The 20,041-nt window shown below is 71.7% G+C and carries 18 protein-coding genes and 2 pseudogenes; 10 read left to right on the forward strand and 10 right to left on the reverse strand.

Annotated features, from left to right (window positions below; genetic code table 11):
- Positions 1-35: 35 nt before the first annotated feature.
- Both OG866_RS10660 and OG866_RS10665 read right to left on the reverse strand, forming a co-directional pair.
- Positions 36-1,487, reverse strand: a complete 1,452-nt coding sequence (locus OG866_RS10660; protein ID WP_329344030.1) for a carboxylesterase family protein — start codon at positions 1,485-1,487, stop codon at positions 36-38.
- Between the two features lie 312 nt (positions 1,488-1,799).
- On the reverse strand, positions 1,800-2,642 hold the full coding sequence (locus OG866_RS10665; RefSeq protein WP_329333670.1) for a helix-turn-helix domain-containing protein: 843 nt from the start codon (positions 2,640-2,642) through the stop codon (positions 1,800-1,802).
- Positions 2,643-2,835: 193 nt separating this feature from the next.
- Here OG866_RS10665 and OG866_RS10670 point away from each other — a divergent pair, with 193 nt between their 5' ends.
- From OG866_RS10670 to OG866_RS10680, 3 genes are all read left to right on the forward strand, one after another.
- The gene (locus OG866_RS10670) at positions 2,836-3,231 is read left to right on the forward strand and encodes an MmcQ/YjbR family DNA-binding protein (RefSeq protein WP_329333671.1); all 396 of its coding nucleotides are present in this window, start codon (positions 2,836-2,838) and stop codon (positions 3,229-3,231) included.
- Positions 3,228-3,596 carry an MmcQ/YjbR family DNA-binding protein gene (locus OG866_RS10675; RefSeq protein WP_329333673.1) on the forward strand — a complete coding sequence of 123 codons (369 nt, stop codon included), beginning with the start codon at positions 3,228-3,230 and terminating at the stop codon, positions 3,594-3,596. The genes OG866_RS10670 and OG866_RS10675 overlap by 4 nt, the downstream gene beginning before the upstream one ends.
- Positions 3,597-3,719: 123 nt before the next feature.
- Complete coding sequence (locus OG866_RS10680; RefSeq protein ID WP_329333675.1) at positions 3,720-5,033, forward strand: replication-associated recombination protein A; 1,314 nt, start codon at positions 3,720-3,722, stop codon at positions 5,031-5,033.
- 11 nt (positions 5,034-5,044) lie between these two features.
- On the opposite strand, the pseudogene OG866_RS10685 reads toward OG866_RS10680, so the two are convergent.
- Both OG866_RS10685 and OG866_RS10690 read right to left on the reverse strand, forming a co-directional pair.
- Positions 5,045-5,320 (reverse strand): annotated as a pseudogene (locus OG866_RS10685) (TetR/AcrR family transcriptional regulator); the annotation flags it as partial.
- A 131-nt stretch (positions 5,321-5,451) separates the two neighbouring features.
- A complete protein-coding gene (locus OG866_RS10690) occupies positions 5,452-7,650 on the reverse strand; it encodes an MMPL family transporter (protein ID WP_329333676.1) in 2,199 nt (732 codons plus the stop codon).
- A gap of 99 nt (positions 7,651-7,749) precedes the next feature.
- Here OG866_RS10690 and OG866_RS10695 point away from each other — a divergent pair, with 99 nt between their 5' ends.
- A complete protein-coding gene (locus OG866_RS10695) occupies positions 7,750-8,331 on the forward strand; it encodes a TetR/AcrR family transcriptional regulator (protein ID WP_329333678.1) in 582 nt (193 codons plus the stop codon).
- A gap of 47 nt (positions 8,332-8,378) precedes the next feature.
- Here OG866_RS10695 and OG866_RS10700 read toward each other — a convergent pair.
- Together OG866_RS10700 and OG866_RS10705 are read right to left on the reverse strand one after the other, a co-directional pair.
- Positions 8,379-8,523: pseudogene (locus OG866_RS10700) on the reverse strand (FAD-binding protein); the annotation flags it as partial.
- A gap of 448 nt (positions 8,524-8,971) precedes the next feature.
- Positions 8,972-9,400: a DUF6299 family protein gene (locus OG866_RS10705; RefSeq protein ID WP_329344032.1), complete on the reverse strand. Its 429-nt coding sequence runs from the start codon at positions 9,398-9,400 to the stop codon at positions 8,972-8,974.
- 237 nt (positions 9,401-9,637) lie between these two features.
- On the opposite strand from OG866_RS10705, the gene OG866_RS10710 reads away from it, so the two are divergent.
- Positions 9,638-9,820 carry a DUF5999 family protein gene (locus tag OG866_RS10710; RefSeq protein ID WP_329333682.1) on the forward strand — a complete coding sequence of 61 codons (183 nt, stop codon included), beginning with the start codon at positions 9,638-9,640 and terminating at the stop codon, positions 9,818-9,820.
- A gap of 39 nt (positions 9,821-9,859) precedes the next feature.
- Here OG866_RS10710 and OG866_RS10715 read toward each other — a convergent pair whose 3' ends face one another.
- A complete protein-coding gene (locus OG866_RS10715) occupies positions 9,860-10,258 on the reverse strand; it encodes a RidA family protein (RefSeq protein ID WP_329333684.1) in 399 nt (132 codons plus the stop codon).
- A complete protein-coding gene (locus OG866_RS10720; RefSeq protein ID WP_329333686.1) occupies positions 10,255-11,397 on the reverse strand; it encodes an acyl-CoA dehydrogenase family protein in 1,143 nt (380 codons plus the stop codon). The genes OG866_RS10715 and OG866_RS10720 overlap by 4 nt, the downstream gene beginning before the upstream one ends.
- A 137-nt stretch (positions 11,398-11,534) precedes the next feature.
- Here OG866_RS10720 and OG866_RS10725 point away from each other — a divergent pair, with 137 nt between their 5' ends.
- The 5 genes from OG866_RS10725 to OG866_RS10745 all read left to right on the forward strand — a co-directional run bounded on the left by OG866_RS10725 (position 11,535) and on the right by OG866_RS10745 (position 16,773).
- Complete coding sequence (locus tag OG866_RS10725) at positions 11,535-13,127, forward strand: AMP-binding protein (protein ID WP_329333688.1); 1,593 nt, start codon at positions 11,535-11,537, stop codon at positions 13,125-13,127.
- Positions 13,128-13,142: 15 nt separating this feature from the next.
- The gene (locus tag OG866_RS10730; protein ID WP_329333690.1) at positions 13,143-13,955 is read left to right on the forward strand and encodes a PaaX family transcriptional regulator; all 813 of its coding nucleotides are present in this window, start codon (positions 13,143-13,145) and stop codon (positions 13,953-13,955) included.
- 138 nt (positions 13,956-14,093) lie between these two features.
- The gene (gene cysC, locus OG866_RS10735; RefSeq protein WP_329333691.1) at positions 14,094-14,657 is read left to right on the forward strand and encodes an adenylyl-sulfate kinase; all 564 of its coding nucleotides are present in this window, start codon (positions 14,094-14,096) and stop codon (positions 14,655-14,657) included.
- Positions 14,654-15,556 carry a sulfate adenylyltransferase subunit CysD gene (cysD, locus tag OG866_RS10740; RefSeq protein ID WP_329333693.1) on the forward strand — a complete coding sequence of 301 codons (903 nt, stop codon included), beginning with the start codon at positions 14,654-14,656 and terminating at the stop codon, positions 15,554-15,556. Before cysC ends, cysD begins: the two co-directional genes overlap by 4 nt.
- Before the next feature lie 2 nt (positions 15,557-15,558).
- On the forward strand, positions 15,559-16,773 hold the full coding sequence (locus tag OG866_RS10745) for a sulfate adenylyltransferase subunit 1 (protein ID WP_329333695.1): 1,215 nt from the start codon (positions 15,559-15,561) through the stop codon (positions 16,771-16,773).
- A 21-nt stretch (positions 16,774-16,794) separates the two neighbouring features.
- Here the strand turns inward: OG866_RS10745 and OG866_RS10750 are convergent, their stop codons facing one another.
- Together OG866_RS10750 and OG866_RS10755 are read right to left on the reverse strand one after the other, a co-directional pair.
- Entirely contained in the window at positions 16,795-19,152 is a 2,358-nt protein-coding gene (locus OG866_RS10750) for a bifunctional salicylyl-CoA 5-hydroxylase/oxidoreductase (RefSeq protein ID WP_329333697.1), read from the reverse strand.
- Positions 19,137-19,964, reverse strand: coding sequence for an enoyl-CoA hydratase family protein (locus OG866_RS10755; RefSeq protein ID WP_329333699.1), 828 nt, complete (start codon positions 19,962-19,964; stop codon positions 19,137-19,139). Before OG866_RS10755 ends, OG866_RS10750 begins: the two co-directional genes overlap by 16 nt.
- Positions 19,965-20,041: the final 77 nt, after the last annotated feature.

Raw genomic sequence — 20,041 nt, forward strand, 5'->3', positions numbered from 1 at the left:
CTCACTCTGTTCGCCCCCTTGGTGTGCTGTTCCCGTCAGGGGCGGTCGATGCCTTCCCACAGGTCGAGGGCGGCCTGGTAGTGGGCGGTGCCCTCGAAGGGAGAATTGCCGACGGTTTCCGAGGTGGGCTTGTCCGTGACGGCGGGCCACAGGCAGGTGTGCTCGCCGGTGGCGAAGTCGAGGACGATGTCGCGGATCCGCGCGTCACGCTCGGCCTGCTCGGCGCTGCGGCCCGGCTGTTCCTGGCCGACCAGGGCGTACATCTCGGTGCCGTGCACGGCGGGCGCGCCCTCGGCGGGGCCGATCACCAGGAGGTGGGCGTTGCCGCCGGCGGCGGCGTGGGCCAGGGCGCCGCGGGCGGCGGGGATCGCGAAGAGGTAGTCCGCCATGACCGCGGCACGGACCTCGGCCGGGGTACGGCCGTCCCGGTCGTAGGCGTCGACGATCTTCTGCGCACGGGAGCGGGAGATACGCCACCCCGCGACCTCGTCGACAACGCGGTCGACGGTGCCCGGGTCGAACCGGTCCAGGTCGTTCGCCACCCACCAGCCCATGTCGTCACTGGCCATGCTCAGCAGGATGTCGACATCCCGGTGCGCGCCCGAGGCGAGGACGTCCATGGGGTGGGCGTGCACCACCGCGCCGGGCTGCCCGATGTCCAGGACGACACCGGTGGCCTTGTTGTCCACCCCGCCGCGGACTCCGAGGTCCGTCGGGAGGACCTTGCGCAGGGCGTCCCGCAGGGAGAGCGGGTCGAGGTCGAGCAGCTTCTCCGGGTTGTCCGCGACGCCGAGTTCGGTGACGAACCGGTGCGCGAGCTCCTCGGCCCACCAGGCCGGGACGGAGCGGGCGGGCCCGCCGGAGAACCCGGCCAGCCTCCGGTACAGGCCGTCGGCGGAGGAGGCGCCGAGCAGCCCGAAGGTGGAGTAGGCGCCGCCGCTGTGGCCGTAGACGGTGACGTTGTCGGGGTCTCCGCCGAAGTGGGCGATGTTCCGCCGGATCCAGGTGAGCGCGGCGATGATGTCCTGGAGGAAGAGGTTGCTGGCCTCGGCGAGCTTCCCGCCGTACTGCGAGAGCGAGAGCGGGCCCAGGGCGCCGAGCCGGTAGTTGAGGGACACGCCCACCACGCGCCCCGTCGCGGCGAGAGGGGCGGCGTTCGAGGTGATCTGCGTGTTCGCGCCGTACTCGAATCCGCCGCCGTGGATGTACACGGTCACCGGCAGCGCTTTGCCGGCCGGCTGCTCGGGGGCCCACACGTTCAGGTTCAGGCAGTCCTCGCCCATCCCGCTGTCCGCCTCCAGCCAGTCACCGCTGTCGGGCTGGATCGAGACCACGCCCTTGCGGTCGTAGGGGAGGCCTGGATCGAAGTCCGCGACCACGGGGCGGCGGTACCGCTCGGCCGTGGCGTACGGGATCCCCCACCAGGACCGCACCCCGGGTGCGGTCGGGGCCTTGGGAGTGGAGGCAGTCATGACGTGTCCTTCCAGCGCGGTCCGGATGCTTCGCGCAGTGCTTTGGTTGCTGACTTCTGGTTGCTGGTTGCTCGCGGTGACGTCTCCCCATCGTTGCCCGGGATCCGACGAAACGCCTGGCGGGCAGCGGTCACCTGGTGGTCAGCAGGTGACACTTCCGGAAGCCGGCCGAGCAGGCACCGCGTGGCGCGGCGGCTCCGGCGAGCCGCCGTCGAGGTCGGGCCTCAGTGGTGCGGCAAACGGCTTACGGGCCGGACTCGGTGGGCCGGGCTGGAGGGCAGAGGGACGTGCGCGGTCAGGGGCGCTCGGGCCGCCGCCGTGCTCCGCTCACGGCTGGGGCGTGGCCTCGCCGGCCGCGAAGGCGGCCGGGGTGAGGCCAGTGCGTTCGCGGAAGAAGCGGCCGAAGTTCGCGGGGTCGCTGAAACCGAGGTGGACGGCCACGGCCCGCGCGTCCCACCCGGCACCTCCCAGCAGGCGCCGGGCTTCGAGGAGGCGCCGCTCGTCGATGAGTTCACGCACCCCCTTGCCGGTGGCGTCCCGGGCGGCACGGCTCAGGGTGCGGACCGAGCAGCCGAGCAGTTCGGCGTAGTCCGCGGCTTGATGCAGCTCACGGAAGTGCAGTTCCAGGGCGTCCAGGAAGCGCCCGTACCTGTCGGCGCGGCCCGTGCCGGCGGTGACGGCCGTCTCGGCCGTGACGGCGGGGGCGATGCCCGGGGAGTTGGCCAGGCGCAGCAGCAGCGATTCGAGCAGGCTGCGGCGCAGGGCGTGATGGATGTCGAGGGGGCGGCGTCCCAGTGCGCGGTGTTCGTCCAGGAGCTGGAGTGCCGTCTGGTGGAGCCAGGCGGTGTCGTCGGGGTGGGGGCTCAGTACGGCCGGGGCCTCGTGCGCGGTGAGCGGGGCCAGGAGGCGGGCGATGTCGGGCCGCAGCACATCCGGTTCGAACAGGATGAACGGGCCGCGGGCGGTGCCGGGCGGGTGCCAGCACTGCGCGTGCCCGGGACGCACCCACAGCCACTGGCCGGGGGTGACGGTCCGGGTGACGTGGTCGACGTCGTGGCGCAGCTCGCCCTCGGTGACCGCGATGAGGTAGTGGAAGGTGGCCCGGGCGGGGCGGGGCGGGTTCCACGGCCAGTCGTCGTGCTGGGCGAAGAAGCCCTCGACGGTACTCACCTCAAGGCCGTAGGGGGTACCGACGGGGGGCTGGAAACCGTACAGCGGAACCGCAGTCGGTCCCGCCTGCCCGCTCGGCCCGGGCTGTCGCTTGTCGACCATCACGTGTCCGCAGCCTACCGTCCTCTTTGTCGGCTTCGGGGGAAGGATGGGATGTGCCGTCACGACCACCCCCTGAGGAGCGCCACCGCCCATGAACGGACTGGCCCTGCACAAGACCGCCGCCGACTGCGCGGAAGAACTCCCCGGAACTCAGCTGGTGCATCCCTTCGGCCCCGACTGGGAGGTCTTCAAGGTGCGCGGCAAGGTGTTCATGCTGATGACCGAGGTCCCGGGGCGTCCCGTCGTGATCCTCAAGGCGGAGCCCGGCGAGGCGCACGCCCTGCGGGAGCAGTACAGCCACATCACCCCCGGCTACCACATGAACAAGAAGCACTGGATCACCCTGGAGAGCGGAGAAGGCGTCGAGCAGGAGCTCGTCAGGGAGCTCGTCACCGACTCCTACCGGCTCGTCGTCGCCCGCCTGCCCAGGGCCGAGCGGCCCGTCGACCCGCACACCTACGGCACCGGCACACGGGAAACCCGATGAGCGCGGCCGGCGACCGGCTCCAGGACACCGCCCGCCGGGCGGCTCTCGCCCTCCCCGACGTCAGCCACGGATACCCCTTCACCCCGGGACTCGACGTGTACAAGGTCGCGGGCAAGGTGTTCCTCATCGTCACCGACGACCCGGACGAACAGATCATCACGGTCAAGTGCGAACCCGAACACGCCCGCGCGTACGTGCACGACCATGCCTCGATCACACCGGGCCGCTACCTCGACAAACGCCACTGGATCTCCCTCGGGGCAGGTCCCGGCATCACCGAGCGGCTGGTCACCGACGCGGTCGAGGACTCCTACGACCTGGCCGTCGAGCGACTGCCGCGACGCGACCGCCCCCGGGCTCGATGAGCACCGCGAACTTCCCCGCGAGCGGCTGAGCCGACGCCTGTCAGTGCCGCGTGCAAGGCTCGTCATGTCCGCACACGTCCGCCCTCCGCCCCCGCACCCGCCCGCCCGCGATCCGAGAGACCGATGGAACCGACCGAAGCGACCCTGCCGCTCTTCGGCGAGGAGCCCGCCCGGCCCCTCGCCGACCGCCTGCGCCCCACCCGGCTGGAAGACGTCGTCGGACAGGACCACCTCCTGGCCCCGGACGCCCCGCTGGGCCGCATGGTCGCCCAGCAGCGCCTCAGCTCCGCCGTCCTGTGGGGCCCGCCCGGAGTCGGCAAGACGACCATCGCGCGACTCCTCGCGGACGCCGGCGACCTGGCCTTCGAACCGGTGTCGGCCACCTTCTCCGGCGTGGCCGAGCTGCGCAAGGTGTTCGCCGCCGCACGAAGCCGACGCGGCATCGGCCAGGGCACCCTGCTGTTCGTGGACGAGATCCACCGCTTCAACCGCGCCCAGCAGGACAGTTTCCTGCCCTACGTCGAGGACGGCACCGTCACCCTGATCGGCGCCACCACGGAGAACCCGAGCTTCGAACTCAACGGCGCCCTCCTCTCCCGCACCCAGGTCCTCGTCCTCAAACGCCTGGACGAAGCCGCGCTGTCCACGCTCCTCGACCGCGCCGAACAGCTCACCGGCCACCACCTGCCCCTGGACGACGACGCCCGCCGCGCCCTGATCGCCATGGCGGACGGCGACGGCCGCTACCTCCTCAACATGGCCGAACAGCTCCAGGACCTCCCGGACGCCGGGACCCCCCTGGACACCGCCGGGCTCGCCCATCACATCCAGCAGCGCGCCCCGCTGTACGACAAGGCGCAGGAGGGTCACTACAACCTGATCTCCGCCCTCCACAAGTCGATGCGCGGCTCCGATGCGGACGCGGCCCTGTACTGGCTCGCCCGCATGCTGGACGGCGGCGAGGACCCGCTGTTCGTGGCCCGCCGCCTGGTCCGCTTCGCGAACGAGGACATCGGCATGGCCGACCCGCACGCCGTCCAGCAGGCGCTCGCCGCCTGGGACGTGTACGAGCGGCTCGGCTCCCCCGAGGGCGAGTTGGCGATCGCCCAGGCCGTCGTCTACCTCGCCACCGCCCCCAAGTCCATCGCCGTCTACCGCGGCCTCAACGCCGCCCGGCGATCCGCCCGGCAGACCGGCTCACTCATGCCACCCGCCCACATCCTCAACGCCCCGACCCGGCTGATGAAGAACCTCGGCTACGGCAAGGACTACCAGTACGACCCGGACACGGCCGACGGCTTCTCCGGCGCCGACTACTTCCCCGACGACATGGACCGCGAGACGTACTACCAGCCCACCCGCAACGGCTACGAGTCCCAGATCACCGAACGCCTACGCCACTGGTCCGCTCTGCGTGCCCGCAGGCAACGCGACTGACCGGCCGACGCAACCTCTTCCAGCAGGGCTACGGTCATGGCCTCCGGGGCGGCGCTCAGGATGGCGGGCGGCAGATGGGCGTGGAAGACACCGTCCCGCTCCCCCCGCTCCACGATGACCGTGACCTCGACGCGGGCGGGTTCGAGGAGGGCCGCGACCCGCTCCGTACCGAGGTTCCGCAGGGCGAGGAGCATCCGGTAGCGGTCACCCACCGGCCAGATCGCCAACGAGAAGTGCGCGAGCGCCCCTTCGGCCGGCCTCGCTCCGGCCGCCACGGCCGCCCGCAAGAACCTGCCTCGCCCGGACCCACCCGGCGCGAACCTGCCCCGCGCAGACCCACCCTGCCCCGGCCCACCTCGCACGGACCCCCTTTGGCACGTGCCCCCTCCCCGCGCCCGGCCCTTCGCCGGGCCGGGTCTCAGCGGGCCGCCACCTCGTGCTCGGCCTGCTGCTCCGTCTCGGAGGCCACCCGCCCGGGCAGCTTCGCCCCCTCGATGTCGACGTCCGGGGTGACGCGGTCCAGCCAGGCCGGCAACCCCCAGGCGCGGCGGCCGAGGAGGGCCATGACCGCCGGTACGAGGGTCATGCGGACCACGAACGCGTCGACGAACACACCGAAGGCCAGGGCGAAGCCGATGGACTTGATGATCGGGTCGTGGTTGAAGACGAACCCGCCGAAGACCGCGACCATGATGAGCGCGGCGGCGCTGACGACCCGCCCGCTGCGGGCGAACCCCTGGGTGACGGCCTCGGCGGCGTCGCCCGTGTGCTCGTAGTGCTCGCGCATCCGGCTGACGAGGAACACCTCGTAGTCCATGGCCAGTCCGAACAGGACGCCGATGAGCAGCACCGGAAGGAAGCTGGTGACCGGGCCCGCGGAGGGGATGTCGAGGACGCCGTTCAGGTGGCCGTTCTGGAAGACCCAGACCGTGGCGCCGAGCGAGGCGGCGACGGACAGCAGGAAGCCGAGGGCCGCCTTGACCGGGACGAGCAGGGACCGGAAGGCGATGGTGAGCAGGATCAGGGCCAGGATCACGATGATCGCGATGAACAGCGGCAGCGCGTCGGACAGTTTCCCGGCCACGTCGATCGCCGCGGCGGTCTGTCCGGCGATGTAGAGGGTGCCGCCCGCCTTCTCGACGCTGGTCGCGTTGGCCCGCAGCCGGTGCACGAGGTCGGTGGTGGCCTGGGCGTCGGGGCCGGTCTTCGGGATGACGGCGAGGACGGCGAGGGTGGAGTCGGCGTTGGCGACCGGCGCGGCGGCGACGGCCACGCCGCGGTCGCCCGCGAGGGCGGTCCGCAGGTCGGTCACGGTCGCCGTACGGTCGGCGGCGGGGACGCCGTCGAGGTCGACCACGGCGGTCAGGGTGGCGTTGAAGCCGGGGCCGAAGCCGTCCGTCAGCAGGTCGTAGCTCTTGTGCTGGGTGCTGTCGACCGGCTGTGAGGCGTTGCTGGGCAGGCCGAGCCGCAGGTCGCGGGCCGGGAGGGCCAGCGCGAGCAGCCCGATGACACCGGCGAGGAGGACGAGCAGGGGCTTGCGGGTCACCGCCCGCGCCCAGGCCAACCCCCAGGCGCCGGGCGCGCGTTCGGTCGTACGGCTGTTTCGGCCGCGTGGGCGCAGCCGCTCTCCGAAGAAGCCCAGGGCGGCCGGTACGAGGGTGACGGCGATCAGCACCGCGACCGCGACGGTGGCCGCGGCGGCCAGGCCCATCACGGTCAGGAAGGGGATGCCGGTGACCGCGAGCGCGGCGAGCGCGATGATGACGGTCGCCCCGGCGAAGACGACCGCGCTTCCGGCGGTGGCGACCGCGCGGGCGATCGAGTCCTCCACGTCCTGTTCGGGGTCGGCGAGTTGCTCGCGGTGGCGGGAGATGATGAAGAGGGCGTAGTCGATGCCCACGGCCAGCCCGATCATCAGGGCGAGCACGGTGGCGGTGGAGGTCATCTCGACGTACCGGCTGACGAACTCGACGCCCAGGACGCCGATCGCGACGCCGACGAGGGCGGTGAGCAGCGGCAGTCCGGCGGCCACGAGGGAGCCGAGGGCGAGGGCCAGGACGGCGAAGGCGACGACCACGCCGACGATCTCGGCGGGTCCGCCGACCTCGGTCTTGGGCTCCATCGCGGAGCCGCCGAACTCGACCTCCAGACCGGCGTCGCGGGCCTGGTCCATCGCCTTCGAGAGGGCGTCCTTGGCCTCCTGCGAGACGTCACTGGCCTGCTGTCCGAAGCGGACGTCCGCGTAGCCGATCCGCTGGTCCGCCGAGACCGTCCGGGACGCGAGCGGGTCGGAGACGTCCACGACGCCGGAGACCTGCGCGGCCTTCTTGAGGCTCGCCTCCAGGGCCGCCGAGGTCTTCGGCCCGGTGAGCTTCTCGCCCTCGGGCGCCGCGAGGACGACCCGCGCGACGCCGCCCGCCGCCTCCGGGAACTTCTCCTTGAGCAGGTCCTGTGCCTGCTGCGACTCGATCCCCGGCACCGAGAACTCGGTCGTCACCTTGCCGTGCAGTGTGATCCCGAGGCCGCCGACGACGGCGAGCAGCAGCAGCCAGACCGCGACGACCCGGCCGCGTCGGCGTACCGCCCAGCGCGCCCAGTTGTACAGGCGTGACGCCATGTTCTTGCTTCCTCTCGCTCGCTTCACACCGCCTTCGTTACACCGTACGGCATTTTTGCAGTTGACTGTAAAATCGCCGTCGCTGGTAAAGTGCCGGTCATGAAGAGCGAGGGTCTGCGGGAACGTTCCAAGGCGCGGCGCAGAGAAGCGATCCTCCGGGCGGCGTACGAACTGTTCGCCGACCACGGCTTCGAGGCGACGACGATCGCCGACATCGCGGCGGCGGCGGAGGTCTCCCCGCGTACCGTCACGCTCTACTTCCCGTCGAAGCTGGAACTGGCGACCTCCCACTTCGACGCCGCCGCGGACCGGCTGGCGACCGCGTTGCGCGAACGGCCGGACGGGCAGACGACCGTGGACGCGCTGGAGCGGTGGCTGCGCGCCGAGGCCGCCGACCCCGACCCCCTCGAAGACCTCCATGACCGGATGCTCGACCTGAACCCGCAGCTCAGGGCCGTCACCAACCTCCGCCTCACCGAGGTCATCCAGGAGGGCGCCCGTATCCTCGCCGAGGAACGCGGCGACGACCCGGACGACGTCGGCCCCCGGATGGCGGCGGCAGCGGCGGCGGCCGTCGTCAGCGAGGTCTGCCACCACGCCCAGGAGGCCGAGATCGACCGGGCGATGGCCTTCCTGCGCGCGGGACTCGCGACGCTCGACGCCGAGCCCGGACGCGGTTGACGGAGCGGGACCCGGCCGGGCCGCCACCTGATCACCATTGACGTACCGGCTGCCGCCGCCTTCCCCGCCTGCCGCCCCGAGAAGAGACACCCGCCGAGGAAGGTGCCCTCCAGGGAGCGGTTAGCCGTGGACTCCGCCGCCGCCGAAGCCGGCGACCTCCCCGGCCGCGTACAGGCCCGGTATGGGGTTGCCCGCCGGAGGGGGAGTTGGCTCGGCGGGGCTGCGCCCCAACGCCGCCGGTCTGCACCACTGTCCGGCCGCCGACCCGGCGGACCCGGCCGCGCCGCCCGCCCCGCGCGCGGCGACCGCGGTGGTCGAGGGGCGTCTGGCCGGGCTGTGCGTCAGGGAGTTGGGCATCGGGCGGCACCAGGGCCGGGAGGGGCTGTACGACCTCACCGACTTCGCCGACCTCGCCGCCGAGATCGCCCTGGCCGAACAGCCGCTCCTCGGCGCCCTGGTGAGCCGGCGGATGCCGGCGGGCCTCGACGCGGCGGACGGCTTCCACCGTCAGCTCGCGCTGACCGCGCTGACGTATCTGGACAGCGGCGGCCCTGTTCACCCACCCCAACACCGGGCCGGGCTCCAGCGGCTCACCGCCGGGTCGCTCACCGACCTGCCGCCGCTACCACCTGGCTGGAGGTCAGCCCCCGGGCGTCAACGTGACGTCCTGCTGCTGCGCCGCGTGGAACCGGGGCAGCGGCAGCCCGCCCCGCGGGTCCAGCTCCATCACGGTCGCCTCGACGTGCGCCGCCCCGGGCTTCAGGGCGCCGGCGTCGACCTTGCCGGTGTTCTCCCAGCGGTGCTCGGCACCGTCGCACACGGCACGGGTGCCGCCGATGCCGTGGCGGACGGACGGCGACCGCTGTCCCACGGAGGAACTCACGAAGGCCGGGCCGGTGTTGCCGAGGCAGCGGTAGGTGCCGGAGAGGGTGACGGTGCCGTCCTCGGCGAGGGTGCCGGTCGGGTCGACGGTCACGCTCTCGAAGGGGTCGGCCGCGACGGCGGTGGCGACGGGGGCGGCGGCCAGCAGGAGCAGCGTGGCGGCGGCGAGGGCGGGGCGCAGGAACATGACGGTCTCCCGGGTGGGGTGGAGTACGGGACTCCACTGGTACCGGTCGGGCGCGTCGAGGGGCGTGATCGTCACTCCTTCGGTGGCGAGTCCGCAGCGGTCTTCGTGGGTCGGTCCGGGTGTTGTCCGCGTGTTGTCACGGTTGGCGTCCGGCTGTTCCGATGAGTTCGCGGCAGGAGCATGGTCTGTCCATAGGGACGGCCCGTACGGATCGTCCTCCCGATGTGGAGGTGCGTCATGTGTTCTCGTCAGCCTTCGTGCTCTGCCTCCGACGCCCACGTTGTTGCTGCGCATCCTGAGCAGGGGTGGAGCTTGCTGTGTGACGGGTCGATCGTGTTTGACGACTCGGGTGAGTTGCTGGCGGACGGGCGTGTCGTTGCGCCTCATCGGGTGGCGGCTGAGCTGGCTATTGCGGCTTGAGCGCCGGTGGGGGCTGAGCGCGCAGTTCCCCGCGCCCCTTTAGGGCGTTACAGCGAAGCCGTCTAGTTCTACCAACGCCTGCTCGTCCCAGAGCCGGACCACCTCCACCACCGCCATCGCCGGGTAGTCCCTCCCGGCCAACTTCCGCCAAATACGGCCGAGTTCCGGTGCCCTCTCCCGGTACTCGGCGACATCCGTGACGTAGACCGTGACCCGGGCCAGGTCGGCAGGGGTGCCGCCCGCTGCTCGCAGAGCCGAGAACAGGTTGGTGAGAGCCAGCTCGAACTGCTCGGGGAGCGTCTCCCCCACCACGTTCCCCTCCGCGTCCAGCGCCGTCTGCCCCGCCAGGAACACCATCCGCGACCCCGTCGCCACCACCGCGTGCGAGAAGCCGGTCGCCGGAGACAGCTCGGGCGGGTTGATGCGCTCGGTGCTCACTGGGACGCCTCCCTCGCCGAGTGGAGCTCCTTGTACAACTCCTTCGCGATGATGCCCCGTTGCACCTCGCTCGCCCCCTCGTAGATCCGTGGCGCCCGCACCTCCCGGTACAGGTGCTCCAGCAGATGCCCGCGCCGCAGTGCCCGCGCGCCGTGCAGCTGGACGGCCTTGTCGACGACATGCTGCGCGGTCTCGGTGGCGAGCAGTTTCGCCATCGCCGCGCGCTTGGGGACGTCCGGGGCGCCCTCGTCGTACGCCGTCGCCGCCGCGTACACCATGAGGCGGGCCGCGTCGGTGCGCAGGGCGAGTTCGGCGACCTCGTGGGCGACCGACTGGAGGTCCTTCAACTTGCCGCCGAACGCGTCCCGTTGGGCGGTGTGGGCGAGGGTCGCGTCCAGGGCCGCCTGGGCCATGCCCACCGCGAACGCGCCGACGCTGGGCCGGAAGAGGTTCAGCGTGCCCATGGCGACCCGAAAGCCCCGGTCCACCTCGCCGAGCACGTCGTCCGCGGTGACGGGTACGGCGTCGAAGGCGAGGGTGCCGATGGGGTGCGGGGAGAGCATGTCGAGGGCGGCGCCGGTGAGGCCCGGGCGGTCGGCGGGGACCAGGAAGGCGGTCACGCCGCGGGCGCCCGCCGAGCCGCCGGTCCGGGCGAAGACGGTGTAGAAGTCGGCCTCGGGGGCGTTGGAGATCCAGCACTTCTCACCGGTGAGGCGCCAGCGGTCGGGGCCGTCGGGCTCGGCGGACAGGGCGAGCGCCGCCGCGTCCGACCCGGCGCCCGGCTCGCTGAGCGCGAACGCCGCCACCACGCTCCCCTCGCTCACCCGTGGCAGCCAGCGGGCCCGCTGGGCCGGGGTGCCGTGCGCGTGGACCGGGTGGGCGCCGAGGCCTTGCAGGGCGAGGGCCGTCTCCGCCTCGGTGCACGCGTAGGCGAGGGACTCCCGCATCAGGCACAGGTCGAGGGCGCCGCAGCGGAACAGGCGCTCCAGCAGACCGAGGCGGCCGAGTGCGGCGACCAGGGGGCGGTTGACGTGCCCCGGCTCGCCCTTCTCGGCGAGCGGGCGCAGCCGTTCCGCCGCCGTCGCCCGCAGCTCCGCACACCAGGCGGTCTGTACCGGATCGAGCGAGAATGCGGGCATTGCCGGTCCCCTCTCTCCACTGGACCTCTCGACGATATCGCGTCCCATTGACTGTCGTCACCAACGCGATACGCTCCTTCAGCGAGCCCACCCACGACGCCCACAAGGCAGGCCACCAGGCAAGGGGGCGAACCGCCATGAACGTCTCGGCGCACGTCGACACCTTCGCGCGCGACCATCTCCCGCCCCCCGACCAGTGGCCCGAGCTTCTGTTCGAACTCCCCGAGCTGCGGTACCCCGATCGGCTGAACTGTGCCGCCGAGCTGCTGACCGGCCCTCCCGACGACCACCCGGTGTTCCACACCCCGTCCGGCGACAGCTGGACGTACGGCACCCTGCGCGCCCGCGTCGACCGCCTCGCCCATCTGCTCACCGGCGACCTCGGCGTCGTACCCGGCAACCGCGTCCTCCTGCGGGGCCCCACCACACCGTGGCTCGCGGCCTGCTGGCTGGCCGTGCTGAAGGCGGGGGCGGTCGCCGTGACGGTCCTGGCGCAGCAGCGGCCGCACGAGCTGGCCACGATGTGCGAGATCGCGCGGATCAGCCACGCCCTGTGCGACATCCGCGCCGTGGACGACCTCGCCAAGGCCGAGATACCGGGGCTGCGGATCACGACCTACGGCGGTGACGCCCCCGACGACCTGCTGCACCGTACGGCGCCGGACGCCCCGTACCCGGCCGTGGCGACCGCGGCCGACGACGTGGCGCTGATCGCCTTCACCTCCGGCACCACCGGCCGCCCCAAGGGGTGCATGCACTTCCACCGGGACGTGCTCGCGATAGCCGACACCTTCTCGAAGCATGTGCTGCGACCCCACGCGGACGACGTCTTCACCGGCAGTCCCCCGCTCGGATTCACCTTCGGGCTCGGCGGCCTGGTCGTCTTCCCGATGCGGGCGGGCGCGAGCGCCCTCCTCCTCGAACAGGCCGGTCCCAGACAGCTGTTGCCCGCGATCGCCGAGCACCGGGTGTCGGTGCTGTTCACCGCGCCGACGGCGTACCGCGCGATGCTCGACGAGCTGGACGCCTACGACACCTCCTCGCTGCGCCGCTGTGTCTCCGCCGGCGAGAACCTGCCCGCCGCCACCTGGCAGGCGTGGCACGAGCGGACCGGGCTGCGGATCATCAACGGCATCGGCGCGACCGAGCTGCTGCACATCTTCGTCTCCGCCGCCGACGAGCGGATCCGGCCGGGGACGACCGGGGTGCCGGTACCCGGCTGGCACGCGCGCGTGGTCGACGAGGAGGGCCGGGACCGGCCCGACGGGGAGCCGGGGCTGCTCGCCGTGCGGGGGCCGGTCGGGTGCCGCTATCTCGCCGATCCGCGGCAGGCCGAGTACGTCCGCTTCGGCTGGAACATCACCGGTGACACCTACGTCCGCGAGAGCGACGGCTACTTCCGGTACGTGGCCCGCGCGGACGACATGATCATCTCGGCCGGGTACAACATCGCGGGCCCGGAGGTCGAGGACGCGCTGCTGCGGCACCCGGACGTGGTGGAGGCCGCGGTCGTCGGGCGGTCCGACGAGGCGCGCGGGCAGATCGTGGTGGCGTACGCCGTCGTCAAGGAGGGCGCCGAGCGGGATGCCGAGGCGCTGCGGGCGTATCTGAAGTCGGAGCTGGCGCCGTACAAGTGTCCGCGCGAGATCGTCTTCCTGGACGCGCTGCCGCGCACCGCGACCGGCAAACTCCAGCGGTTCAGACTGCGTACCGAGGGTGACCAGCAGTGATACCGACGACCTAAGATGATCAACGTGTCCGACCAGCATGCACCACGGTCTCTCATCGTCACGCTCTACGGCGCCTACGGCCGCTTCGTGCCCGGCCCGGTACCGGTCGCCGAGCTGATCCGGCTGCTCGCCGCGGTCGGCGTGGACGCGCCCTCCGTCAGATCCTCCGTGTCCCGGCTCAAACGCCGCGGACTGCTCGTGCCGGCCCGTACCGCACAGGGCGCGGCGGGGTACGAACTCTCCCCCGACGCCCGTCAGTTGCTGGAGGACGGCGACCGGCGCATCTACGCCGTCGCGCCGCCCGAGGACGAGGGCTGGGTGCTCGCCGTGTTCTCCGTCCCGGAGTCGGAGCGGCAGAAGCGGCACGTGCTGCGCTCGCGGCTGGCCGGGCTGGGATTCGGGACCGCGGCACCGGGTGTGTGGCTCGCGCCCGCACGGCTGTACGAGGAGGCCCGGCACACCCTGGAGCGGCTGCGCCTCGATCCGTACGTCGACTTCTTCCGCGGCGACCACCTCGGCTTCGCCGCCACCGCCGACGCGGTCGCCCGCTGGTGGGACCTGGCGGCCATCGCCAAGGAGCACGAGGCGTTCCTCGACCGCCACGCGCGCGTGCTGGACGCCTGGGAGGCCCGCGAGGACACCCCGCCCGAGGAGGCCTACCGGGACTATCTCCTCGCCCTGGACTCCTGGCGCCACCTGCCCTACACCGACCCCGGCCTGCCCGCCCGGCTGCTCCCCGAGGACTGGCCGGGCAGCCGCTCGGCGGCGGTGTTCCGGGGACTCCACGCGCGATTGCGGGACGCCGGGGCGGCGTTCGTCGGCGTGTGATGCCCTGGCCGCTCCCGTGTGACCTCACACACAACACAGGTCGCTAAGGGAACCCTCAGGTTCCTCTGTCCCTCTTCTCAAGTTTCTTACCTACCGTCCCTCGGGTCGTCTATAGGTAAGTGAAGAGGACTGTTGCGCATGACCACCACGGCAAGGGCCTGTCGTCCGGCTCAGGGAGCCACCGTCTGGCTCACGGGGCTGCCGAGCGCGGGCAAGACCACGATCGCCCGGCACCTCGGTGAGCGGCTGAGGGCCGAGGGACATCGCGTGGAGGTCCTCGACGGCGACGAGATACGCCGCTTCCTCTCCGCGGGCCTCGGCTTCTCCCGCGAGGACCGCAACACCAACGTGCAGCGCATCGGCCTGGTCTCCGAGGTCCTGGCCCGCAACGGCGTCCTGTCCGTGGTCCCGGTCATCGCGCCCTACGCCGACAGTCGCGAGGCGGTCCGCAAACGGCACGAGGCGAGCGGCACGCCGTACATCGAGGTGCATGTCGCCACTCCGGTCGAGGTGTGCAGCGAGCGGGACGTGAAGGGCCTGTACGCCAGACAGGCCGCGGGCGAGCTGTCGGGGCTGACCGGCATCGACGACCCCTACGAGACGCCGGTTAACGCGGCGCTGGTCCTGGAGACCCAGTCGCAGACCCCGCAGCAGTCGGCCGACGCGGTGTACGCCGTACTGGCGGAGCGGGGGCTCGTGTGAGCGGCTTCAGCCTGTCCCATCTGGACGCCCTCGAATCGGAGGCCGTGCACATCTTCCGTGAGGTGGCGGGCGAGTTCGAGCGGCCGGTGATCCTCTTCTCCGGCGGCAAGGACTCCATCGTCATGCTGCATCTGGCGCTGAAGGCGTTCGCCCCGGCGGCGGTCCCCTTCACGCTGCTGCACGTGGACACCGGGCACAACTTCCCCGAGGTCCTTGAGTACCGCGACCGGACCGTGGGCCGGCACGGTCTGCGCCTCCATGTGGCCTCCGTACAGGACTACATCGACCGCGGTGTGCTGCGCGAACGTCCCGACGGGACCCGTAACCCGCTCCAGACCCTGCCGCTGACGGAGAAGATCCAGGCGGAGAAGTTCGACGCGGTCTTCGGCGGTGGCCGCCGGGACGAGGAGAAGGCCCGGGCCAAGGAACGCGTCTTCTCGCTGCGCGACGAGTTCTCGCAGTGGGACCCGCGACGGCAGCGCCCCGAGCTGTGGAACCTCTACAACGGACGGCACGCTCCCGGCGAACACGTCCGCGTGTTCCCGCTGTCCAACTGGACCGAGCTGGACGTCTGGCAGTACATCGCCCGGGAGCAGATCGAACTCCCTGAGATCTACTACGCCCACCAGCGTGAGGTCTTCCGGCGCGGCGGGATGTGGCTGACCGCCGGTGAGTGGGGCGGACCCAAGGCCGACGAGACCGTCGAGAAGCGGCAGGTCCGCTATCGCACGGTCGGCGACATGTCCTGCACCGGCGCGGTGGACTCCGACGCCGACACCATCGAGAAGGTGATCGCCGAGATCGCCGCGTCCCGGCTCACCGAGCGCGGCGCGACCCGCGCCGACGACAAGATGTCCGAGGCCGCGATGGAAGACCGCAAGCGCGAAGGGTATTTCTAGACATGACCGTCAACACGACCGTTGACACGCTTCGGTTCGCCACCGCCGGTTCCGTCGACGACGGCAAGTCCACCCTCGTCGGCCGACTGCTGCACGACTCCAAGTCGGTCCTCACCGACCAGCTGGAGGCCGTGGAACGCGCCTCCGCGTCACGCGGCCAGGAAGGCCCCGACCTCGCACTCCTCACGGACGGCCTGCGCGCCGAGCGCGAGCAGGGCATCACCATCGACGTGGCCTACCGCTACTTCGCCACCGCCAAGCGCCGGTTCATCCTCGCCGACACCCCCGGCCATGTGCAGTACACCCGCAACATGGTCACCGGCGCCTCCACCGCCGAACTGACGATCATCCTGGTCGACGCCCGCAACGGCGTGGTCGAGCAGACCCTCCGCCACGCGGCCATCGCCGCACTGCTGCGCGTCCCGCACGTGGTCCTCGCCGTCAACAAGATGGACCTGGTCGGATACGAGGAGAAGGACTTCCAGCGGATCGTCGAGGACTTCGCCGGTCACGCCGCCGAGTTGGGGCTGCCCTCCTTCACACCGGTCCCGGTCTCCGCGCTCGTCGGTGACAACGTGGTGGACCGTTCGACACACATGGACTGGTACGAGGGTCCGGCGCTCCTGGAGTTCCTGGAGAACGTGTCCGTCGGCGTCGAGGCCACGGACGCGCCCGCCCGCTTCCCCGTCCAGTACGTCATCTGGGACGGCGAAGTCCGCCACTACGCGGGCCAGTTGGCGTCGGGCGCGCTGCGCGTCGGCGACCGGGTCACCGTCCACCCGTCCGGCGAGACCTCCGAGATCGCCGGCATCGATGTGCTCGGCGTCCCGGCGGAGGTGGCGTACGCGCCGCAGTCCGTCGGGGTGCGCCTCGCCGACCAGCGGGACGTGTCGCGCGGCGACATGATCACGGTCGGGGTCGATGTGCCGACGCTCACCCGGGACGTCCGGGCGGCCGTCTGCCATCTGGCCGACCGTCCGCTGCGGGTCGGCGACCGCGTCCTGGTCCGGCACACCACGCGGACCGTCAAGGCGATCGTCCAGGACCTGGGCGAGGCAGCCGAGTTGAACGCGAACGACCTGGGCCGCGTGGTGCTGCGCACCGCCGAGCCGCTGGCCCTGGACGACTACGCGGTCTCCCGGCGCACCGGCGCGTTCATCCTGGTCGACCCGGCGGACGGGGCGACACTGACGGCCGGAATGGTCGAGCTTTCCTGATCCCCCTTCACGGGAACGCCCTTAAGTCCCCAGCGTCAGCCGGGGCTTGGGGGCGTCCGTGCGTCCGGTCTGCGGGCGCCGGCTGCCCGCCCGGTACGGGGCCGGCCAGACGACGCCAGGTCCGTCGTATCCCTGCTCGGCGGCGGCGTGCAGGGTCCAGTGCGGGTCGTAGAGGTGAGGGCGGGCCAGGGCGCACAGGTCGGTGCGCCCGGCCAGGATCAGGGAGTTGACGTCGTCCCAGGAGGAGATCGCGCCGACCGCGATCACCGGGATGCCGGTCTCGTGGCGGATGCGGTCCGCGAAGGGCGTCTGGTACGACCGCCCGAACTCCGGCCGCTCCTCGGCCACGACCTGGCCGGTCGACACGTCGATCGCGTCGGCGCCGTGCGCGGCGAAGGCGCGGGCGATCTCGACGGCGTCCTCGGCCGAGGTGCCGCCGTCGGCCCAGTCGGTGGCGGAGATCCGGACGGTCATGGGCCGTTCCTCCGGCCAGACGCCCCTGATGGCGTCGAAGACCTCCAGGGGGAAGCGGAGGCGCTCGGCGAGCGTGCCGCCGTAGGCGTCGGTGCGCCGGTTGGTGAGCGGGGAGAGGAAGCCCGAGAGCAAGTATCCGTGCGCGCAGTGGAGTTCGAGGAGGTCGAAGCCGGCGCGGGCGGCCCGCCAGGCGGCGGCCGTGAACTGCTCACGGATGTCGGTGAGTTGGGCGCGACTGAGCTGGCGCGGGGTCTGGTTGCCGGGCTTGTACGGGAGCGGGGACGCGGCCACGAGGGGCCAGTTGCCGTCGGGCAGCGGCTCGTCCATGCCCTCCCACATCAGCTGGGTCGAGCCCTTGCGGCCGGCGTGGCCCAGCTGCACGCCGATCGCGGTGCCGGGCGCCTGGGAGTGCACGAAGTCGGTGATCCGCTTCCACGCCTCGGCCTGCTTGCCGTTGTAGAGGCCGGTGCAGCCGGGGGTGATCCGTCCCTCCTCGCTCACGCACACCATCTCGGTCATCACCAGCGCCGCCCCGCCGAGCGCCCGCGCGCCCAGGTGGACGAGGTGGAAGTCGCCGGGGAGACCGTCGGTGGCGGAGTACATGTCCATGGGCGACACCACGACCCGGTTGCGCAGGGTCAGTCCGCGCAGCCGGAAGGGGGTGAACATCGGGGGCGTACCGGGCGGGCAGCCGAACTCGCGCTCCACCGCGCCGGTGAAGTGGGCGTCCCGCAGGCGCAGGTTGTCGTGGGTGACGCGGCGGCTGCGGGTGAGGAGGTTGAACGCGAACTGGTGGGGCGGCTGGTCGAGATAGCGGCCGAGGTTCTCGAACCACTCCAGGCTGGCGCGGGCCGCACGCTGGGTGGAGGCCACGACGGGTTTGCGTTCGTCCTCGTATGCCTGGAGTGCCGTGGGCAGGTCCGGTTGCTCCTCCAGACAGGCGGCGAGGGCGAGGGCGTCCTCGACGGCGAGCTTGGTGCCGGAGCCGATGGAGAAGTGGGCGGTGTGGGCGGCGTCGCCGAGCAGCACGGTGGTGCCGTGGGACCAGTGCTCGTTGACGACCGTGCGGAAGGTGGTCCAGGCCGAGTTGTTGGAGCGCAGGGGCCGGCCGCCGAGTGCGTCCGTGAAGATCTTGGCGCAGCGGTCGAGGGACTCCTGGGGGTCGAGCTCCGCGAAGCCGGCCGCCTGCCACACCTCTTCGCGCATCTCGACGATCACGGTGGAGGCGTCGGACGCGTAGGGGTAGCCGTGCAGTTGCATCACGCCGTGTTCGGTCTCGGCGATCTCGAAGCGGAAGGCGTCGAAGGCGAAGTCGGCGGCGAGCCAGATGTAGCGGCAGCGGTGGGTGGTGAGGTGAGGGCGGAAGGCTTGCCGGTACGTCTCGCGGGTGGTGCTGTTGACTCCGTCGGCGGCGATGACGAGGTCGTGTGTGTCGGCGAGGTCGGGTGGGGCCTCGGTGCGGAAGCGGAGGTCGACGCCCAGGTCGCGGCAGCGGGCGTGGAGGATCTCCAGGAGGCGTTTGCGGCCCAGGGCTGCGAACCCGTGTCCTCCGGAGGTGTGGCGGGTTCCTCGGTGGACGATGTCGATGTCGTCCCAGCGGATGAAGTCCTGTTGGAGGGCCTCGTAGACCACGGGGTCGGCGTGTTCTATGCCGCCGAGGGTTTCGTCGGAGAGGACCACTCCGAAGCCGAAGGTGTCGTCGGGGGCGTTGCGTTCCCAGACGGTGACTTCGCGGGCCGGGTCGAGGCGTTTGAGCAGGGCGGCGGAGTAAAGGCCACCGGGGCCGCCGCCGATGATCGCGATTCGTGGGGGGTGGCTGAGCGAGGAGGGCGACCGCAGACCGTCTGTGGCTGGTCGCGCAGTTCCCCGCGCCCCTGAGGGGGTCACCGTTACCGTCCCTGCCATTTTGGAGGGCGCTTTTCCTTGAAGGCCTTGTGGAACTCCGCGTAGTCCTCGCCGTTCATCAGCAGCGCCTGGGTTGACGCGTCCAGTTCCACCGACGCCGCCAGGGGCATGTCCAGCTCCGCTGTGAGCAGGGCCTTTGTCTGGGCGTAGGCCAGGGCGGGGCCGTCTGCCAGGCGGCGGGCCAGGGACTGGGCTGCCTCGTCCACCGCGCCCTCGTCCGTGAGCTCGCTGATCAGGCCGATGCGTTCCGCTTCCGGGGCCCTCACCGGCTCGCCCAGCATCAGCAGGCGGGTCGCGTGGCCGAGGCCGACCACCCGCGGGAGCAGGTACGCCGCGCCCATGTCGCCGCCGGACAGGCCCACCCGCGTGAACAGGAAGGCGAACCGGGCCGTGGGGTCGGCCACCCGGAAGTCCGCGGCGAGGGCGAGGACCGCCCCCGCCCCGGCCGCCACGCCGTGCACCGCTGCGATCACCGGGAACGGGCACTCCCGTACGGCCCGCACGACCTGCCCCGTCATCCGGTTGAAGTCGAGCAGCTCGGCCGTGTCCATCGACAGGGTCGCGCCGATGATCTCGTCGACGTCACCGCCGGAGCAGAAGCCGCGCCCCTCACCGGCCAGGACGAGGGCCCGTACCGAGCGCTCCCGGGAGAGCTCGGCGAGGAGGTCGCGCAGGTCGGCGTAGGCGCCGAAGGTGAGCGCGTTGAGTTTGTCGGGGCGGGCGAGTGTGACGGTGGCGACGCCCGCGGTGAGGTCCACCCGTAGATGCTCCCAATGAGCGGTTCGGGCGGCGGAGCCGGTGAAGGGACTCATGCGTGCGGCCTCCCCAGGTGAGGTGCGCTCTGTCCTTCGAAGTTATCACTCATCTTTGACTGTCGTCACGAGTGCGC

It is taken from the genome of Streptomyces sp. NBC_00663, assembly GCF_036226885.1.
Classification (GTDB): Bacteria; Actinomycetota; Actinomycetes; order Streptomycetales; family Streptomycetaceae; genus Streptomyces.

What these genes read in the sequence shown, in the direction of transcription:
- OG866_RS10670 (WP_329333671.1), top strand. Translation starts at nt 2,836, where the DNA reads ATGAACGGACTGGCCCTGCACAAGACCGCCGCCGACTGCGCGGAAGAA.
- OG866_RS10745 (WP_329333695.1), top strand. Translation starts at nt 15,559, where the DNA reads ATGACCGTCAACACGACCGTTGACACGCTTCGGTTCGCCACCGCCGGT.
- OG866_RS10680 (WP_329333675.1), top strand. Translation starts at nt 3,720, where the DNA reads ATGGAACCGACCGAAGCGACCCTGCCGCTCTTCGGCGAGGAGCCCGCC.
- OG866_RS10750 (WP_329333697.1), bottom strand. Translation starts at nt 19,152, where the DNA reads ATGGCAGGGACGGTAACGGTGACCCCCTCAGGGGCGCGGGGAACTGCG.
- OG866_RS10710 (WP_329333682.1), top strand. Translation starts at nt 9,638, where the DNA reads ATGTGTTCTCGTCAGCCTTCGTGCTCTGCCTCCGACGCCCACGTTGTT.
- OG866_RS10705 (WP_329344032.1), bottom strand. Translation starts at nt 9,400, where the DNA reads ATGTTCCTGCGCCCCGCCCTCGCCGCCGCCACGCTGCTCCTGCTGGCC.
- OG866_RS10690 (WP_329333676.1), bottom strand. Translation starts at nt 7,650, where the DNA reads ATGGCGTCACGCCTGTACAACTGGGCGCGCTGGGCGGTACGCCGACGC.
- OG866_RS10755 (WP_329333699.1), bottom strand. Translation starts at nt 19,964, where the DNA reads ATGAGTCCCTTCACCGGCTCCGCCGCCCGAACCGCTCATTGGGAGCAT.
- cysC (WP_329333691.1), top strand. Translation starts at nt 14,094, where the DNA reads ATGACCACCACGGCAAGGGCCTGTCGTCCGGCTCAGGGAGCCACCGTC.
- OG866_RS10730 (WP_329333690.1), top strand. Translation starts at nt 13,143, where the DNA reads ATGATCAACGTGTCCGACCAGCATGCACCACGGTCTCTCATCGTCACG.
- OG866_RS10695 (WP_329333678.1), top strand. Translation starts at nt 7,750, where the DNA reads ATGAAGAGCGAGGGTCTGCGGGAACGTTCCAAGGCGCGGCGCAGAGAA.
- OG866_RS10720 (WP_329333686.1), bottom strand. Translation starts at nt 11,397, where the DNA reads ATGCCCGCATTCTCGCTCGATCCGGTACAGACCGCCTGGTGTGCGGAG.
- OG866_RS10725 (WP_329333688.1), top strand. Translation starts at nt 11,535, where the DNA reads ATGAACGTCTCGGCGCACGTCGACACCTTCGCGCGCGACCATCTCCCG.
- OG866_RS10675 (WP_329333673.1), top strand. Translation starts at nt 3,228, where the DNA reads ATGAGCGCGGCCGGCGACCGGCTCCAGGACACCGCCCGCCGGGCGGCT.